General features: G+C 59.5%; 12 protein-coding genes, 2 tRNA genes and 1 pseudogene. 2 read left to right on the forward strand and 13 right to left on the reverse strand.

All coding sequences use genetic code 11. From position 1 onward, the window contains the following. Positions 1 to 11: 11 nt before the first annotated feature. From ALQ04_RS12020 to rnr, 9 genes are all read right to left on the reverse strand, one after another. Positions 12 to 3,284, reverse strand: coding sequence for a DUF2126 domain-containing protein (locus tag ALQ04_RS12020; protein WP_122315982.1), 3,273 nt, complete (start codon positions 3,282 to 3,284; stop codon positions 12 to 14). A gap of 287 nt (positions 3,285 to 3,571) precedes the next feature. Next, the gene (locus ALQ04_RS12025) at positions 3,572 to 5,881 is read right to left on the reverse strand and encodes a YgiQ family radical SAM protein (protein ID WP_122315983.1); all 2,310 of its coding nucleotides are present in this window, start codon (positions 5,879 to 5,881) and stop codon (positions 3,572 to 3,574) included. A 150-nt stretch (positions 5,882 to 6,031) separates the two neighbouring features. Continuing rightward, positions 6,032 to 7,426: a replicative DNA helicase gene (gene dnaB, locus ALQ04_RS12030; protein ID WP_122315984.1), complete on the reverse strand. Its 1,395-nt coding sequence runs from the start codon at positions 7,424 to 7,426 to the stop codon at positions 6,032 to 6,034. Between the two features lie 122 nt (positions 7,427 to 7,548). Then, on the reverse strand, positions 7,549 to 7,995 hold the full coding sequence (rplI, locus tag ALQ04_RS12035; RefSeq protein WP_025258306.1) for a 50S ribosomal protein L9: 447 nt from the start codon (positions 7,993 to 7,995) through the stop codon (positions 7,549 to 7,551). Between the two features lie 19 nt (positions 7,996 to 8,014). Continuing rightward, positions 8,015 to 8,911 carry a hypothetical protein gene (locus tag ALQ04_RS12040; RefSeq protein WP_122315985.1) on the reverse strand — a complete coding sequence of 299 codons (897 nt, stop codon included), beginning with the start codon at positions 8,909 to 8,911 and terminating at the stop codon, positions 8,015 to 8,017. A gap of 39 nt (positions 8,912 to 8,950) precedes the next feature. Further along, the gene (gene rpsR / locus ALQ04_RS12045; protein WP_002551829.1) at positions 8,951 to 9,181 is read right to left on the reverse strand and encodes a 30S ribosomal protein S18; all 231 of its coding nucleotides are present in this window, start codon (positions 9,179 to 9,181) and stop codon (positions 8,951 to 8,953) included. 28 nt (positions 9,182 to 9,209) lie between these two features. Next, positions 9,210 to 9,635: a 30S ribosomal protein S6 gene (gene rpsF, locus ALQ04_RS12050; protein ID WP_002551828.1), complete on the reverse strand. Its 426-nt coding sequence runs from the start codon at positions 9,633 to 9,635 to the stop codon at positions 9,210 to 9,212. Between the two features lie 242 nt (positions 9,636 to 9,877). Continuing rightward, positions 9,878 to 10,645 carry a 23S rRNA (guanosine(2251)-2'-O)-methyltransferase RlmB gene (gene rlmB / locus ALQ04_RS12055; protein WP_122315986.1) on the reverse strand — a complete coding sequence of 256 codons (768 nt, stop codon included), beginning with the start codon at positions 10,643 to 10,645 and terminating at the stop codon, positions 9,878 to 9,880. Then, positions 10,642 to 13,248, reverse strand: a complete 2,607-nt coding sequence (gene rnr / locus ALQ04_RS12060) for a ribonuclease R (protein ID WP_122315987.1) — start codon at positions 13,246 to 13,248, stop codon at positions 10,642 to 10,644. Before rnr ends, rlmB begins: the two co-directional genes overlap by 4 nt. A gap of 224 nt (positions 13,249 to 13,472) precedes the next feature. Here rnr and ALQ04_RS12065 point away from each other — a divergent pair. Both ALQ04_RS12065 and ALQ04_RS12070 read left to right on the forward strand, forming a co-directional pair. After that, positions 13,473 to 13,559: transfer RNA gene (locus tag ALQ04_RS12065), tRNA-Leu, on the forward strand. Between the two features lie 165 nt (positions 13,560 to 13,724). After that, a tRNA-Leu gene (locus ALQ04_RS12070) sits at positions 13,725 to 13,811 on the forward strand. 128 nt (positions 13,812 to 13,939) lie between these two features. Here ALQ04_RS12070 and ALQ04_RS27660 read toward each other — a convergent pair. The 4 genes and pseudogenes from ALQ04_RS27660 to ALQ04_RS12085 all read right to left on the reverse strand — a co-directional run bounded on the left by ALQ04_RS27660 (position 13,940) and on the right by ALQ04_RS12085 (position 18,582). Next, the gene (locus ALQ04_RS27660) at positions 13,940 to 14,824 is read right to left on the reverse strand and encodes a methyl-accepting chemotaxis protein (RefSeq protein WP_409077254.1); all 885 of its coding nucleotides are present in this window, start codon (positions 14,822 to 14,824) and stop codon (positions 13,940 to 13,942) included. Between the two features lie 21 nt (positions 14,825 to 14,845). After that, positions 14,846 to 15,538, reverse strand: a pseudogene (locus ALQ04_RS27665) (methyl-accepting chemotaxis protein); the annotation flags it as partial. Between the two features lie 509 nt (positions 15,539 to 16,047). After that, complete coding sequence (locus tag ALQ04_RS12080; RefSeq protein ID WP_122315989.1) at positions 16,048 to 17,340, reverse strand: adenylosuccinate synthase; 1,293 nt, start codon at positions 17,338 to 17,340, stop codon at positions 16,048 to 16,050. Between the two features lie 54 nt (positions 17,341 to 17,394). Beyond that, the gene (locus tag ALQ04_RS12085) at positions 17,395 to 18,582 is read right to left on the reverse strand and encodes an ATP phosphoribosyltransferase regulatory subunit (protein WP_122315990.1); all 1,188 of its coding nucleotides are present in this window, start codon (positions 18,580 to 18,582) and stop codon (positions 17,395 to 17,397) included. Positions 18,583 to 18,758 lie beyond the last annotated feature (176 nt).

The raw sequence follows: 18,758 nt of genomic DNA on the forward strand, positions 1-18,758 counted from the left end.
AGCCGTTTTTATCAATGCAGGCGCATATCCAGCGTCATCGGCAACTCATCGTTAATATTGAGCGCTGGAACCTCCAACTTGCCTGCGCTATGCCCGACCCGGAAGAACCGTGCCAGACGTCGGCTTTCCGCTTCGTTGGCGTTGACCGGCAAGGTTTCATAGTTGCGCCCGCCCGGATGGGCGACATGATACTCGCAGCCGCCCAGCGAACGCTGCATCCAGGTATCCACGAGGTCGAAGACCAGCGGCGCATGAACACCGATGGTCGGTTGCAGGCAATTGGCTGGCTGCCAGGCACGGTAGCGCACCCCCGCAACGAACTCGCCGACCCGCCCGGTGGGCTGCAAGGGCACCGCAATGCCGTTGCAGGTCAGTATGTAGCGTTGCGGCGGCAATCCCTTGATCCGCACTTGCAGGCGCTCCAGGGACGAATCCACATAACGTACCGCGCCACCGCCCGAACCCTCTTCGCCCAGGACATGCCAGGGCTCCAGCGCCTGGCGCAGTTCCAGCTCGATGCCGTTGACCGCGTAATCGCCGACCTTCGGAAAGCGGAACTCCAGATGCGCGGCAAACCAGTCGGCGCGCAGTGGATAACCGGCAGTATTGAGTTCGGCAATGACGTCGGCAAAATCCTGCTCGATGAAATACGGCAGCATGAAGCGGTCATGCAGTTCCGTTCCCCAGCGCGCCAGTCTGGCCGGTGCATAGGGCTCACGCCAGAACCGGGCAACCAGCGCCCGCAGCAGTAATTGCTGGGCAAGGCTCATGCGCGCATGAGGCGGCATTTCAAAGGCTCGCAACTCCAGCAGCCCCAGGCGCCCTGTCGCGCCGTCCGGCGAATACAGCTTGTCGATGCAGAATTCGGCGCGATGGGTATTGCCGGTAACATCGATCAACAGGTTGCGCAGCAAACGGTCGACCAGCCACGGTGCAACTTCCTCACCCGGTGCAGGCATTTGCGCAAAGGCAACTTCCATTTCATACAGCGAATCGTTGCGTGCCTCATCGATGCGCGGCGCCTGGGACGTCGGGCCAACGAACAGGCCGGAGAACAGATACGACAGGGACGGATGATTGTGCCAATAGCTGATCAGGCTGCGCAGCAGGTCTGGACGGCGCAGGAACGGCGAGTTGGCCGGCGTGGCACCGCCCAGTACGAAGTGGTTACCACCGCCCGTACCGGTATGGCGCCCGTCGATCATGAATTTCTCGGTGGTCAGGCGCGTCAGGCGCGCCTGTTCATAAAGGAATTCAGTGCGCTCAACCAGTTGATCCCAGGAAGAGGAAGGCTGCACGTTGACCTCGATCACACCCGGATCAGGCGTGATGCGAAAGTTGCTCAGGCGCGGATCGCTCGGCGGCTCGTAACCCTCCAGCAATACCGGGCACTGCAACTCTTCGGCAGTGGCTTCGATCACCGCAACCAGCTCCAGATACTCTTCCAGCTTCTGCAACGGCGGCATGAACAGGTACAGGCGCCCGTCACGTGCCTCGGCACACAAGGCCGTGCGAGTCAGCCAGTCTGCGGACTGGTCGATGGCGGGTTGCGGCTGGTCGGTGTCGACCGAAGACTCGGAGTGCAGCGCATCGTGCTCAGGCAGCTCCGGGAAGTCCTGATTGTGGTCGGTCGGATGAATGAACGGATACTCGGCCGCCTTGACCCACGGCTGCGAAGCCAGCGGCAGGCGATAGCCAAGAGCCGAATCGCCCGGCACCAGACGACAGTGGTTGTCACGCAAGTACCAGCGGCCACTCTGCCAGCGATCCCCGGCTGCGGTTCTCGCCAGTGGCAGCACCTGGCCAATGACTTTATCCAGCCCCTGCTCGAACACCTTGCGCAAGCGCGCCCGCTCAAGCTCATCGCCCAGTCGGGAATCCTCGGCAGTCACGTTCACCGGCAAGGCGCCTTCGCGCCACAGGTAATAGAAATTGTCTTCGTAGGCCGGGAAGACGAAGCGGGTCGGCAGTTTCAAACGCTCGGCAACGCTGCCCAGAAAACGTCCAGCCAGTTCACCGGTTGCGCCGTAATCGCGGGTTTCCTCGGCGATCAGCGCATTGTTGCTCCAGACCGGCTTGCCATCCTTGCGCCAGAAGCAATTGAGCGACCAGCGCGGCAATTGCTCGCCCGGATACCATTTGCCCTGACCAAAATGCACGATGCCATTGGGCGCGTAATGTGTGCGCATGCGCTGAAACAACTCTGCCGAAAGGGCTCGCTTGTTCGGCCCCAGTGCGGCGGTATTCCATTCACTGCCATCGCGATCATCAATGGAAACGAACGTGGGCTCACCGCCCATGGTCAGGCGTACGTCATCGGCAGCCAGATCAGCGTCGATCTGTTGGCCAAGGGCCTGGATCGCCTGCCACTGCTCCTCGGTATAAGGCTGGGTGACACGCGGCGCTTCCCAGATGCGCTCCACCGACATTTCATGGCTGAATTCGGTTTCGCAAGGCTCGACCAGGCCACTGATCGGCGCGGCCGAAGAAGGCTCAGGGCTACAGGCCAGAGGAATGTGCCCTTCACCGGCAAACAGCCCGGACGTCGCATCCAGGCCGATCCAGCCGGCGCCCGGCAGATAGACCTCGCACCAGGCATGCAGGTCAGTGAAGTCGACATCCGTACCGGACGGCCCGTCCAGCGCCTTGACGTCAGCCTTGAGCTGAATCAGGTAGCCCGACACAAAGCGCGCTGCCAACCCCAGATGGCGCAGCAGTTGCACCAGCAGCCAGGCCGAATCGCGGCAGGAGCCGGAAGCCTGTTCCAGGGTGAACTCCGGGGTCTGCACACCGGGCTCCATGCGAATCAGGTAATCGATGTCCTGGCTCAGGCGCTGATTGAGACCCACCAGAAAATCGATGGCTGGCACGGGCTCACGGCTGATGCTTGCCAGGTACGCTGCAAAGCGCGGCGTCAGCGGCAGCTTTTCCAGATACGGCGCCAGCTCGCGCTGTTCTTCGCTGGCGTAGGCGAACGGGATCTTTTCCGCATAGGGTTCAAGAAAAAAATCGAAGGGGTTGAACACTGCCATTTCGGCAACCAGATCGACCTCGACCCGCAACTCGGTGGTTTTTTCCGGGAAGACCAGACGCGCCAGGTAATTGCCCTGGGGGTCCTGTTGCCAGTTGATGAAGTGGTTTTCAGGCAGGACTTTCAAGGAGTACGACAGCACGCGGGTGCGGCTGTGGGCGGCCGGGCGCAAGCGAACAATCTGAGGACCCAGCTCAACGGCACGTTCGTAGCGGTAGTGCGTAACATGGTGCAAGGCAATATGAATCGACACGGCGTGCCTCCTGCGGCCTGGACGGTCATTGAACCGCGCAAGACTTATGCCATGCGGAGCAAAGCCTGCGCCAGCGATAGTGAAGTGACTGGATCAGCTAAGCACAGCACCAAGATCGCGCCAACCACGCACGAAAATAAGGCAAGGGGGGTAGATTGGCCTTTCAGGCAAGAAAGGACTTATCCGCAAGGCCCCTACAGGAGCGACTTCAGTCGCGAAAATTGCAATTCGCGAATAAATTCGCCCCCACACAATCTACAGCCAATCTGCATGGGAGCGAACCGGTTTTAGCGCGGCACCACAGGCTTGCGGGCTGGCTTCTTGCCCTTCCCGCCCTTGGCAGCTTCCATGCGTTCCTTGGCGGCCTGCTTGTTACGCGCCTGCGCTGCAGCCTTGGCTTCTTCACGCTTGTCCCAAGGCTTGCTGCCATCACTGCCACGCGGCGGCAGACCGGTGTGTTGAGTCTGGATCAGCGTGGTCTTGGTGTTCTTGCCGACCTTGTGGCTGCCAGCAGGCGTCGAGTTCTTGCGTCGGGCACTCTGATAGGTGTCGGTCGTCGGCTGATGCAACGGGATCAACTGGTTCTTGCCCGGCCCGATCAGGTCGGCACGGCCCATGCGCTCCAGCGCTTCGCGAAGCATCGGCCAGCCTTTAGGGTCGTGATAACGCAGGAACGCCTTGTGCAGACGACGCTGCGCCTCGCTCTTGACGATGGTGACGCCATCGCTCTTGTAGGTAACCTTGCGCAGCGGGTTCTTGCCCGAGTGATACATGGCGGTCGCCGAAGCCATTGGCGACGGATAGAACGCCTGCACCTGGTCGGCACGGAAGCCATTGCCCTTGAGCCACAAGGCCAGATTCATCATGTCTTCATCGGTGGTGCCCGGGTGGGCGGCGATGAAGTAAGGAATCAGGTACTGCTCCTTGCCCGCTTCCTTGGAATACTTCTCGAACATGCGCTTGAATTTTTCATAGCTGCCGATGCCCGGTTTCATCATCTGATTGAGCGGACCTTCCTCGGTATGCTCCGGGGCGATCTTCAGGTAACCACCAACGTGGTGGGTCACCAGCTCCTTGACGTACTCCGGCGACTCGACCGCGAGGTCATAGCGCAGGCCGGAGGCGATCAGGATCTTCTTCACGCCCGGCAAGGCACGTGCGCTGCGATACAACTGGATCAGCGCCGAGTGGTCGGTGTTCAGGTTCGGGCAGATACCGGGGAACACGCAGGACGGCTTGCGGCATGCGGATTCGATTTCCGGAGTCTTGCAGGCGATGCGATACATGTTCGCGGTCGGCCCGCCCAGATCGGAAATAACCCCGGTAAAACCTGGCACCTTGTCACGAATTTCTTCGATTTCACGAATGATCGAATCTTCGGAACGGTTCTGGATGATGCGTCCTTCGTGCTCGGTGATCGAGCAGAAGGTGCATCCACCAAAACAGCCGCGCATGATGTTCACCGAGAAACGGATCATGTCGTAGGCCGGGATCTTCTCCTTGCCATACGCCGGGTGCGGAACACGCGCGTAAGGCATGCCGAACACGTAGTCCATTTCTTCAGTGGTCATCGGAATGGGCGGCGGATTGAACCAGACATCCACTTCGCCATGCTTCTGCACCAGAGCCCGGGCGTTACCGGGGTTAGTTTCCAGGTGCAGCACACGGTTGGCGTGGGCATAGAGCACCGCATCGTTACGGACTTTCTCTACCGAAGGCAGGCGAATGACGGTCTTGTCGCGGGTCATGCGCGGGCTGGCCAGGATCTGCACGACCTTGGCTTCGTTCGGGTCTTCGACCGGCCCCTTTTCCTGCTCGATGGCGCAGGCCTGGGTGTCCTGGGTATTCACGTACGGGTTGATGATCTTGTCGATCTTGCCCGGACGGTCAATGCGCGTGGAGTCGACTTCGTACCAGCCGGCCGGCGTATCGCGGCGGATGAACGCTGTACCGCGCACATCGGTGATGTCTTCGACTTTCTGGCCATAGGACAGGCGCTGGGCAACTTCGACAATCGCCCGTTCGGCGTTGCCGTACAGCAGGATATCGGCGCAGGCATCGATCAGGATCGAGTTGCGGACCTTGTCCTGCCAGTAATCGTAATGCGCGATGCGACGCAGCGAGGCCTCAATACCACCGAGCACGATCGGCACATGCTTATAGGCTTCCTTGCAGCGCTGGCTGTAGACCAGACTGGCGCGATCCGGACGCTTGCCGGCCATACCGCCAGGCGTGTAGGCGTCGTCGGAGCGGATCTTCTTGTCTGCGGTGTAGCGGTTGATCATCGAGTCCATGTTGCCGGCAGCGACACCGAAGAACAGATTCGGCTCGCCGAGCTTCATGAAGTCGTCCTTGGACTGCCAGTCAGGCTGCGCGATGATGCCCACGCGAAAACCCTGCGCTTCGAGCAGGCGGCCAATGATCGCCATGCCGAAAGACGGGTGATCCACATAGGCATCGCCCGTGACGATGATCACATCACAGGAATCCCAGCCAAGCAGATCCATTTCTTCCCGGCTCATCGGCAGGAAAGGTGCTGGTCCGAAACATTCGGCCCAGTACTTGGGATAGTCAAATAACGGCTTGGCTGCTTGCATGTCAGGACCTACGTTTGCACGTTGGAAAAATCGCGGGCGCGGAATATAGCACAAAAAATGATCAAATCCGACGATAGTGGTCGGATTACTGAGTACAGGTTGGGGCAATTTCATTCGCGAATGAATTGGCTCCCACCTGAAAACCGGAAATCACTCGTCGTCGAAGTTATAGCTACCCGGGGCCAGGTTCTCGAAGCGGGTGTATTTACCGATAAAGGCCAGCCGCGAGGTACCGATAGGACCGTTACGCTGCTTGCCGATAATGATCTCGGCAATGCCCTTGTGCTCGGTTTCCGGGTGGTACACCTCGTCGCGATACACGAACATGATGACGTCAGCGTCCTGCTCGATCGCTCCGGATTCCCGCAGGTCGGAGTTGATCGGACGCTTGTTCGGGCGCTGCTCCAGCGAGCGGTTGAGCTGCGAGAGAGCGATGACCGGACAGTTGAATTCCTTGGCCAGGGCTTTCAGGGAGCGGGAAATCTCGGAAATCTCGTTGGTCCGGTTATCACCGCTGGAACCCGGGATCTGCATCAACTGCAGGTAGTCGATCATGATCATCGCGATATCACCATGCTCGCGGGCAACGCGGCGAGTACGGGCACGCATCTCGGACGGGCTGATACCCGCCGTATCATCGATGAACAACTTGCGGTCATTGAGCAGGTTGACCGCCGAGGTCAGGCGCGGCCAGTCGTCGTCATCGAGCTGACCGGCACGAACCTTGGTCTGGTCGATACGCCCCAGCGAGGACAGCATACGCATGATCAGCGATTCACCTGGCATCTCCAGCGAGTAGACCAGTACGACCTTGTCGCTGCGCAGCACCGCGTTTTCCACCAGGTTCATGGCGAAAGTGGTCTTACCCATGGACGGACGACCGGCGACGATGATCAGGTCGGCCGGTTGCAGGCCGCTGGTCTTGTCGTCCAGATCGGTATAGCCGGTGGACAGGCCGGTAATCGCGTTATCACTGTTGAACAGCGTGTCGATACGGTCGATGGCCTTGGTCAGCAGGTCATTGACGCCCACTGGACCGCCGGTCTTTGGCCGTGCTTCGGCAATCTGGAAGATCTGCCGCTCGGCCTCGTCGAGAATCTCCTCGGCGGTGCGGCCTTCCGGATTGAAGGCACTGTCGGCAATTTCGTTACTGATGCCAATCAACTGCCGCAGGGTGGCCCTTTGGCGAACGATCTGGGCATAAGCCTTGATGTTGGCGACCGAGGGCGTGTTTTTCGCCAGTTCGCTGAGATACGCCAGGCCACCGACCTGGGAAGTCTGACCTTCCTTGTCCAGTTGCTCGGACAGGGTCACCACGTCAATCGGGCTGTTCTGGTCAGCCAGTCGGGTAATTGCGCGGAAGATCAGGCGGTGGTCATGCCGATAGAAATCGCCATCGGACACTTGATCGAGCACACGCTCCCAGGCGTTGTTGTCCAGCATCAGACCACCGAGCACGGCCTGTTCGGCCTCGATGGAGTGTGGAGGCACCTTGAGGGCAGCGGTTTGCAGATCGTATTGCTCGGGGGCGGAAATATCGTTCATGGCCACTTGAATTCGAGGGTTACAGAATAGGGCTGACAGAAAAACAAAAGGCACGACCTGCAAAACAGGATCGTGCCCGATGTTAATCCTCTAGCGGACAAGCCGCCAGACGATTGGACTGCTTAAGCAGCTACCACGACAACGCGAACGGTTGCTTCAACGTCGCTGTGCAGGTGCACGGCAACGTCGTATTCGCCGACGTTACGGATAGTGCCGTTCGGCAGACGAACTTCGCTTTTTGCAACTTCAACGCCAGAGGCGGTCAGTGCATCAGCGATGTCGTGAGTACCGATCGAACCGAACAGCTTGCCTTCGTCACCAGCGGTGGCAGTGATAGTCACTTCCAGCTCAGCCAGTTGAGCAGCGCGAGTTTCGGCAGAAGCCTTTTTCTCTGCAGCCAGTTTTTCCAGCTCTGCACGACGCTCTTCAAACGCAGCCAGGTTGGCAGCGGTTGCAGCGGTTGCTTTGCCGTATGGCAGCAGGTAGTTACGACCGTAGCCGGCCTTAACATTTACTTTGTCGCCCAGGTTGCCCAGGTTCGCGACTTTTTCCAGAAGGATCAGTTGCATGTGAAAATCCTCTTAACTTTTAACCTTCACCGTTCGCAGGGCCTTTTCCGGAGTCTTTCGGCTTCCGGCGACCGCGAAAATCAATCAGGCTGTCGACAATGGCTAACACCACGAGCAACGGATAGATCAGCTGCATGAATACCAGCAGCGTTATGTACATCCCTACCAGCCAGAACTTGGCCAGTTGCTTTTCAGCCACCAGACCATGCATCAAGGCCAGCCCGGCGAATACCAGCGGTACGCTGCACAGCGGTGTCAGCATCGCCATCTGTGGACCGAAGTTCGGCCCCAGCAGCATGCACACCAACAGCACCGACGTCGGTATCAGCGGGAGTCGCAGGGCACGAAACTCGCGCCCGAAACCACCCGGGTTGTACAACAACGCTTGCCAGTAGCGCCCCAGGATCAGGGTCAGCACTGTAAGGACTTGCAGCAACGACGCTATCAGGCCATTGAGAACCGGTGTAATCAGTGCTCCCAGACGCGCTCGCTCCTCTACGTTCATTTGCTCGTAGAGCCCCGTGAGCATTGCCGGCAGGTGTTTCTGCAACTCCTGCGACATCGCTTCAATGGGTTCGCGGAAAACCGTGCCCAGAATCACTGCATACAACATACCCAACGCCACGCTGACGAGCAGCACGCGGACCCAGGACTCGCTGGCACGCAAAACCATTGCCAAACTCAGCGCCCCGAACAGCACCATGGCTGTACGCGGTTCACCGAAATACCACCAGGCCAAAGCCGGCAGCAGAGCCCAGGCCAGGACGCCAACGGCATCACTGAACCCGCGTCGCAGGAGCACAAGGCAACCTGCGGCAGCACTTAACCAGAACAGCAGCGGCAATGCCGCGCATCCGGCCACTAACAGAGTGGCCTGCATACGGCCGCGCATGATGAATTCAGCCAGGGCGCGCATGCGTTCTATCCCTTGTTACGTTTTGTCGACTACCTGGTCTCAGCGGCCGTGGCTGTCGGTGTAGGCCAGCAAGGCCAGGAAGCGGGCGCGCTTGATAGCGGTGGCCAGCTGACGCTGATAACGTGCTTTGGTACCGGTGATACGGCTTGGAACGATTTTGCCGGTTTCGGATACGTAAGCTTTCAGAGTGTTGAGATCTTTGTAATCGATCTCTTTCACGTCTTCAGCGGTGAAGCGGCAGAATTTACGACGACGGAAGAAACGTGCCATGTAATTGGCTCCTCAAAAGGTCCGTGGATTACTCGTCAGCGTTATCGCTAACGTCGCTGTTGTCACCGTCATCGCCATCGGCGCTGTCGGAGTGCTCAGGACGGTCACGACGCTCACGGCGCTCACTGCGGTTCTCTTCAGCCTTGAGCATCTCGGACTGGCCAGTTACGGCTTCGTCGCGACGGATGACCAGGTTACGGATCACAGCATCGTTGTAACGGAAGTTGTCTTCCAGCTCGGCCAGGGCCTTGCCAGTGCACTCAACGTTCAGCATCACGTAGTGAGCCTTGTGAACATTGTTGATTGCGTAGGCCAGTTGACGACGACCCCAATCTTCCAGACGGTGGATTTTGCCGCCGTCTTCTTCGATCAGCTTGGTGTAACGCTCAACCATGCCGCCGACTTGCTCGCTTTGATCCGGGTGGACCAAAAAGATAATTTCGTAATGACGCATGAATGCTCCTTACGGGTTGTAGCCTGCCGCCAAAAGCGGTCAGACAAGGAGTGAATGACACTGTTAGTCTTGCTCAGGGACAGACACGAAAGCGCCTGCCGTGACAGCAAGGGGCGCAATTGTAGAGAAGGGCCGGGCGAGGTGCAAGGATATTGGTGAATATTTGAGCAACCCGCGTGGAAGCGAATTCATTCGCGAAAGCCTTTGCGGATGAATTCGCCCCTACGCGGCCTGTACCGACTTTATTTGCCAGATTTGCCAGCGGCAGCCTTCACACTACGCTGACGCATCGCCTCGAACAGGCAGACGCCGGTCGCGACCGAGACGTTGAGGCTGCTGACGCTACCGGCCATCGGCAGGCGTACCAGATAGTCGCAGTGCTCGCGGGTCAGGCGGCGCATGCCCTTGCCTTCGGCACCCATGATCAGGATGGTCGGCCCGGTCAGGTCCTGCTGATACAGTTCCTGCTCGGCTTCGCCGGCAGTGCCCACGACCCACAGGCCGCGCTGCTGGAGTTTTTCCAGGCTGCGCGCCAGGTTGGTCACGGCAACCAGCGGAATCACCTCCGCCGCGCCGCACGCCACTTTACGCACTGCTGGCGTCAGGGTCGCCGACTTGTCCTTGGGCACGATCACCGCCAGCGCACCGGCCGCATCGGCGGTACGCAGGCAGGCGCCGAGGTTATGCGGATCGGTCACACCATCGAGCACCAGAATCAGCGGCGCACCTTCGGTACGATCCAGCAACTCGTCGAGCATTGCTTCGCCCCAGACCTGGCTGGGGCTGACGTCGGCAACCACGCCCTGGTGGACGCCTTCGACCCAGGCATCCATTTCGCGACGCTCGGCCTGGCCGATGGTGACGCGATTCTGGCCAGCCAGTTCGACCAGGACCTGCACTCGCGGATCATTCCGGCCCTCAGCCAGCCAGATATGCTTGACCCGCTTGGGGTGGTGACGCAGCAACGCTTCCACGGCATGTACGCCGTAGATTTTTTCCAACTGACTCATGACTTGGCCTTGGGTTTACGCGCCCCACCACTTTTCGCGGCTGGAGCAGAGCCCGACTTGGACGGGCCCTTACGATGTTTACCGGGTTTCGATGCAACAGCGTCGGACTTGCCCGAAGACGCCTTGCCACCGGTCTTTGCCTGTTCCAGCAAAGCCTTCTTCATTTCCCGGCTTTTGCGCACTTCGGCGTTTTTCGCAGCGGCGTCGCCAGGGCGATAGGCCTCGACGGAAGCATCCTTGGCAGAAGAACCGCGACGTCCGGCCGGCTTGGCAGCAGGCTTGCCCTTGTCGGCAGCAGGTGCCGGTGCCGTTTCCTGAGTACGACGCTTGCGACCGACGGGTGCGGTGGCTGTCTTGTCGGACATCTCGAAGTCGATCTTGCGCTCATCCAGATCGACGCGCATGACCCGCACTTCAACGGTGTCGCCCAGACGGAAACTGCGACCACTGCGCTCACCCGCAAGGCGGTGATGCACTGGATCGAAGTGGTAGTAATCGTCCGGCAAGGCGGTCACGTGGACCAGACCCTCGACGTAGATATCGGTCAGCTCGACGAACAGACCAAAGCCGGTCACGGCAGTGATCACGCCCGGGAACGACTCGCCCACGCGGTCCTTCATGAACTCGCACTTGAGCCAGTTGACCACGTCGCGTGTAGCTTCGTCGGCACGGCGCTCGCTCATCGAGCACTGTTCGCCCAACTGCTCCAGTATCGCTTCGTCGTAAGGATAGATACGCGCCTTGGGAATCGTCGCAGCACCGGCACGGCGGACATGCGGCGTATCCTGCTTCGAGCGGATCACGCTGCGGATAGCGCGGTGCGTGAGCAGGTCGGGATAACGACGAATCGGCGAGGTGAAGTGCGTGTACGCTTCGTAATTCAGGCCGAAGTGACCGTTATTGTCCGAGCTGTACACAGCCTGGCTCAACGAACGCAGCATAACGGTCTGGATCAGGTGGTAATCCGGGCGATCACGCACGGTTTCGAGCAGCGCCTGATAATCCTTCGGCGTCGGCCCTTCCTTGCCCTTGTGCAGCGACAGACCCAGCTCACCCAGGAAAGCACGCAGCTTTTCCAGACGCTCCGGCGGCGGACCATCGTGGACACGGTAAAGCGCAGGGATTTCGTGTTTTTTCAGGAACTCGGCCGTCGCCACGTTCGCCGCCAGCATGCACTCTTCGATCAGTTTATGCGCATCGTTGCGAGTGGTCGGACGGATTTCGGCAATCTTGCGCTCGGAACCGAAAATGATCCGGGTTTCCTGAGTCTCGAAATCGATCGCACCGCGCACGTGGCGCGCACCCAGCAGCACCTTGTACATCGCGTAAAGCTGCTTGAGATGCGGAACCACTTCGGCGTATTCGCCGCGCAGCGCCTTAGCATCGGCAGTCTTCGGCTGCTCCAGGATCGTGCTGACCTTGTTGTAGGTCAGACGGGCATGGGAGTGAATCACCGCTTCGTAGAATACGTAGTCGGTCATTTCGCCGGTCTTGGAGATGGTCATCTCGCAAACCATGGCCAGACGATCAACCAGCGGATTCAGCGAGCACAAACCGTTGGAAAGCTGCTCCGGCAGCATCGGCACCACGCGCTCGGGGAAGTACACCGAGTTGCCGCGCACCTGGGATTCGGCATCCAGCGCCGAGCCGATCTTCACGTAGCTCGATACGTCGGCAATTGCCACGTATAGCTTCCAGCCACCGGAGAACAGGCGCAGCTTGCCGGGCCTGGCTTCGCAGTAAACAGCATCGTCGAAGTCGCGAGCGTCTTCGCCGTCGATGGTCACGAACGGCAAGTGCCGCAGGTCGACGCGGTTTTCCTTGTCCTTCTCTTCGACTTCCGGCTTGAGCTTGGCAGCTTCCTTGAGCACCGCTTCGGGCCAGACGTGAGGAATGTCGTAGGTGCGCAACGCGACATCGATTTCCATGCCGGGCGCCATGTAATTGCCCACCACTTCGACCACATCACCTTGCGGCTGGAAGCGCGGCGTAGGCCAGTGGGTGATTTTCACCTCGACGAACTGACCGATCTTCGCGTTGTTGTTACGACCCGGCGTGACCAGCACTTCCTGCTGGATCTTCGGGTTGTCCGGAATGACGAAACCGATGCCGCTCTCTTCAAAGTAGCGACCCACGATGGTTTCGTGAGCACGGGAGATGACTTCGACGATGACGCCTTCGCGGCGACCACGACGATCAAGCCCCGAAACACGCGCCAGGGCACGGTCGCCATCGAACACCAGACGCATTTGTGCCGGGCTCATGAACAGGTCATCAGAGCCGTCGTCAGGAATCAGGAAGCCGAAACCGTCACGGTGCCCGCTGATGCGGCCGAGGATCAGGTCCAGCTTGTCCACCGGCGCGTAGGTGCCGCGACGGGTGTAGATCAATTGAGCATCACGCTCCATCGCCCGCAGACGACGGCGCAAGGCCTCGAACTGGTCTTCGGTGGACAGGCCGAACTCTTCGACCAGTTGCTCGCGACTTGCCGGCGAACCGCGCTCGGCAAGGTGCTGCAGAATCAGCTCACGGCTGGGAATAGGGTTTTCGTATTTTTCCGCTTCACGAGCGGCCTCGGGATCGAGGGACTGCCAATCGGCCATTAGAGAGTTTTCACCTTGTCTATATGCGGGTTAGTTTGGCATACACCCATTGAAACGGGAAATTTCAGACTCATACACCCGTTAAAAAACCTTCCGCAAGGCGCGAAAAACCGCGCTGGACGCCACTTGCGAAATTTTCCAATTATTTTTGGCATCAGGGGTTTACAGCTCAAAAGACGCTCCGTATAGTGCGCGCCATCGACAGGCAAACGCCCCTAGATACTGCCCAGATGGTGAAATTGGTAGACACGCCAGCTTCAGGTGCTGGTGACCGCAAGGTCGTGGAAGTTCGAGTCTTCTTCTGGGCACCAATTCAGAGCTGTAGATTACCTTAATCTTCAGACTCCCACAAAAACCCGCGAAAGCGGGTTTTTGCATTTTCGGGTTTTGATTATTAAAACCAAAACAGGGGTTTACAGATCGAAACGCTCTCCGTATAGTGCGCCCCATCAACGGCGTACAACGCTGAAGATGCTGCCCAGATGGTGAAATTGGTAGACACGCCAGCTTCAGGTGCTGGTGACCGCAAGGTCGTGGAAGTTCGAGTCTTCTTCTGGGCACCAATTCAAACAAAACCGAGCCTTGTGCTCGGTTTTGTGCTTTTCGGGGTTTGAAAACTGTAGGAGCGAATTCATTCGCGAAGCGGTTTTGATTCATACCGTCTTCGCGAATGAATTCGCTCCCACACGACTTAGGCGCGGAACTGCCCCAGACTGGCCTTCAACTGCGCAGCCAGGCCATTGAGCACCTTGCCGCTGGCTGTCGTCTCGACCACGGCCTTGGCAGCACGCTCGGCCTGGGCATGAATCACCTCGACCCGGCCACGCACCGCCTGGGCACCTTCCGCCTGATGCTCGGCTGCCTTGGTTGCCAAACCGATTGCCGCATGCACCTGCTCGACCGACTCCTGCACCGTCTGCTGCAGCTTCGCGCTGCTACGCAGGACCGCCAAACCTTCCTTGGCCTGACGCCCGGCAACGCCGATGGCAGCCACTGCTTCCTTGGCACCACGCTGCAATGCACCAATATGCTCCTGGATATCTCCGGTAGAGCTTTGCGTCTTGCTGGCCAGCGCCCGCACCTCATCGGCCACCACCGCAAAGCCACGCCCGGTTTCCCCGGCCCGCGCCGCCTCGATTGCCGCGTTCAAGGCCAACAGGTTGGTTTGCTCGGCAATCCCATGGATAACCTCAAGCACGACTTCGATCTGCTCGCTTTGCTGGGCCAGACGCTCGATCACCTGCGCACCGTTCTCCACCTGACCGGCCAGCGCTTCGATCAAACCGCCTACCTGATTCGAGGTGCGCGTATTTTCGTCGGTCGCCTGCTTGATATCGACCACCTGCCGCAAGGCCGCCTGCATGACATGACTTTCCGACTGCGCCTCTTCGGCCATCTGCTCCAGCGCCTTGAGACTGGCAGCCACTTCGTCACGCTGCCGTTCGGCCGCAGCATCCGCACCAGCGTTACGCTCACTCATCACACTGATTTCAACACCAGTGCGCTGGGCCACTTCACCCGCCTCGCGGACGATAGGCTGCAACTTGTCGATGAAACGGTTGACCGCCGCCGACATGTCGCCAATCTCGTCATTGCTGTCGAGTTTGACACGCTTGGTCAGGTCGCCCTCACCCGCCGCCAGATCATTCAGGGCAGCAATCAACAGATGCAGCTTGCTGACCACGCGACGGCCAAGCACGACCGCCAGCAACAGCAAGACACCCAGGCCGACCAACGCCAGACCCAGGCCGATCCTCCAGCGCAAGTCCTCGGCCGCGCCCTGTACCGCAAGGCTGGTATTGCTGGTCATCGCCGTCGCCGCTGACTGAGCAGATTGCAAACGGGTACGCAGCGCCGCCGAGCTGTCTTTCGAGGCACTGGCCAGGCTCTCGGAAACCAATTGCTCGCCATTGGTGATCAGGGACGAGAAGCGCTTGTCCAGCGCCACCAGATTCTCCTCGACCGTCGCCGTGGAAACCCCCATGCGCACCTTGCCGATTTCTACGCCATTAGGGCTGATAGGCGCCTCGATGTAGTAGACCGAAGGATCGTTTTTCGCGGCATTCAGAACCTTGTCCATGGCCCGCTCGCCTTCACCTTTGGCAAGCAGCGCCTTGATCAGGGCATTGTCACGATTCAGATAGCGGGTCAGGTGCTCTCCGGCGGCGTCGTCGTAGACGACGAACAGCACATTGGGATTGCGCTGGGCACGCCGGGCGAACTCGGACAATGTCGGCGTATCGTTATCCCACATGGCCCGCGGCGCTACCGCTGCCAGCAGTTCGGCCATATCGGTGGCCGAGTCCTTGAGACTCTTTTCCAGGGTGGCGCGCAAATGCCCCTGTTCATCCTTCAGGCGCGTGGACAACCCCGCGCTCAAGCGCTGGCGCGTACTGGCCGACAGCGCATCGAGACTGGATGTCACCTCGCTACTCGCTCGCTCCAGCTCAGAGGACAGATGTTGCGAATCTACCCCCAGGCGACTGGCAAGATCCGCCTCGAGCGCCTTGACGGTGCTCCGGGTAAGAGCAACCGCAACCAGCACCTGCACCAAAAGAGCAATGCCAAGCGCAATGAAAACCGGACGCAGCAAGCGGCTGCGTAAAAGAGAGAGCACAGCTGACACAGGAGAATCCCTCCACCATGGGTGACATTAAAATAATGGCACCTTTCTGACGCTTCTATGTAGCAAGCGGCGTGCCGTTCGGCAAGCACAATCCCGTGCCCCGAATGACCAACAGCCGGAAACGAAGAAGGGCCGCAATATGCGGCCCTTCTTTAGTAGCTCATCGAGCTCGATCAGGCAAACGGATGACGCAGAACGATGGTTTCGTTGCGGTCAGGACCGGTGGAGATGATATCGATAGGCGCGCCTACCAACTCTTCCACACGCTTGATGTAGGCACGCGCATTCTCAGGCAGCTCTTCCAGGGTCTTGGCACCCAGAGTGGATTCGCTCCAGCCTGGCATCTGCTCGTAGACCGGACGCAGACCGTTGTAGCTGTCGGCATCGGTAGGCGCTTCGATCACGGCACCGTCTTCATTTTCGTAGCCGATGCAGATATTGATGGTTTCCAGGCCATCGAGAACGTCCAGCTTGGTCAGGCACAGACCCGAGATGCTGTTGATTTCGATAGCGCGACGCAGGATGACGGCATCGAACCAGCCACAACGACGGGCACGACCAGTGGTAGCGCCGAACTCGTGGCCACGCTTGGCCAGGAAAGCACCGACATCGTCGAACAGCTCGGTAGGGAAAGGACCCGAACCGACGCGAGTGGTGTAGGCCTTGGTGATGCCCAGGATGTAATCCAGGTACATCGGACCGAAACCCGAACCGGTAGCGATACCGCCAGCCGTGGTGTTGGAGCTGGTGACGTACGGGTAGGTCCCGTGGTCGATATCCAGCAGCGAACCCTGGGCGCCCTCGAACATGATGTCCTTGCCGTCGCGACGCATGTCATGCAGCGCAGCGGTGACGTCGAGCATCAGCGGCTTGAGCAGTTCGGCGTACTCCATGCACTCGTCGAGAGTCTTCTGGAAGTCGATGGCCGGCTCTTTGTAGTAATTGACCAGCACGAAGTTGTGGTAGTCGAGCAGCTCGCCCAGCTTGGCCGCGAAACGCTCACGGTGGAACAGGTCACCGATGCGCAGGCCGCGACGGGCAACCTTGTCTTCGTAGGCCGGGCCGATACCGCGACCGGTGGTGCCGATCTTCAGTTCGCCACGAGCCTTTTCACGCGCCTGGTCCAGCGCAACGTGGTACGACAGGATCAGCGGGCAGGAAGGGCTGATGCGCAGACGCTCGCGCACCGGAATGCCTTTCTCTTCAAGCTTGATGATTTCGCGCATGAGCGCATCGGGTGCAACCACCACACCGTTACCGATCAGGCACTGCACGCCTTCGCGCAGTACACCGGACGGAATCAGGTGCAATACGGTCTTCTCGCCATCGATCACCAGAGTGTGACCTGCGTTGTGGCCACCTTGATAGCGAACTACGGCGGTAGCATGTTCGGTCAGCAGATCAACGATCTTGCCTTTGCCCTCATCACCCCATTGGGTGCCCAGGACTACGACATTCTTACCCATAACACTTGTCCTCATTCACGCAAACTTGGTGCCGGCGGCGGCCGGCAGGAATACTCAAGAAGCCAGCGGCATTACCTGCCAACGCTCGCCATGCTGAATCAATTGCCGATCGCAATCGGCTTCACGCGCTGCACTCACCTGCTGCCCAGGCAAAGCCTGAACCACACGCTGCCCTTCGCTGCGCAACTGGCAAACCTGCTGCCAGAGCGCTGCATCCGTGCTGTCCGGCATCCAGATACCACCAGATGGCAGTTCGATTTCCGCACGCCCCAGTGTCACCAGGGTTTTCAGGTCCGTGGAGAAACCGGTGGCCGGACGGGCGCGACCGAAGTCGGCGCCGATATCATCATAACGACCGCCCTGGGCAATCGATTGACCCACACCCGGTACAAACACTGCGAACACCACACCGGTATGGTAGTGGTAGCCGCGCAGCTCACCGAGGTCGAAATATAGAGGCAACTGCGGGAAACGCACCGAAAGACGCTCGGCGATGCTCAGCAGATCGTCCAGCGCAGCCAGCACAGGTGCAGGCGCACCGGCCAGGCGATCACGCGCAGCCGCCAGAACCTCGCGACCACCACACAGATCGACCAGCGCACGCAACATGGTGGCCAGTTCCTGCGGCAGATCGGCGGTCAGGGCAATCACTTCAGCGATGGCCTTGCGTTGCAGCGCATCGAAAAGCTGCTGCTCGACTTCGCCCGACAGACCGGCAGCACGCGCCAGACCGCGATAGATACCGACATGCCCCAGGTCCATGTGCACATCCGGCACATCCGCCAGTTGCAGCATCGCCAGCATCAGGCTGATGACTTCGACATCGCTGCTCGGGCTCGCATCGCCATACAACTCGGCGCCCAGCTGAATCGGGCTGCGCGAGGATGACAGTGCGCGCGGCTGGGCATGCAGGACGCTGCCCGCATAGCAGAGACGGCTTGGCCCTTCACGCTTGAGGGTATGCGCATCGATACGCGCCACCTGCGGCGTGATATCGGCACGAAAGCCCATTTGCCGACCCGACTGCGGATCGATCACCTTGAAGGTGCGCAGATCCAGATCGGAGCCTGCTCCCGTGAGCAGGGACTCCAGATATTCGATATGCGGGGTGACGACAAACTCATAGCCCCAGCTCTGGAACAGATCCAACACCTGACGGCGCGCTACTTCGATACGCGCCGCTTCTGGTGGCAGTACTTCTTCGATGCCATCTGGTAGCAGCCAGCGGTCAACCGTTGCCATTACGCCATTCCCCTATGATCCGGGTGGCCCGCCGTGAGGCAAGCCTTGAGTGAAGCAGAGAGTGGTCGCCCCGTATGACGGGCACGACAAACACCCGAGACAGGCCTTGCAGACCACTCTCCTCGAAAAATCTTGCCGCCCGCCCATTCGGGCTGCGGCCAATCAATCGTGCAGAC

This window comes from Pseudomonas cichorii (assembly GCF_003700275.1).
Lineage (GTDB): Bacteria > Pseudomonadota > Gammaproteobacteria > Pseudomonadales > Pseudomonadaceae > Aquipseudomonas > Aquipseudomonas cichorii_B.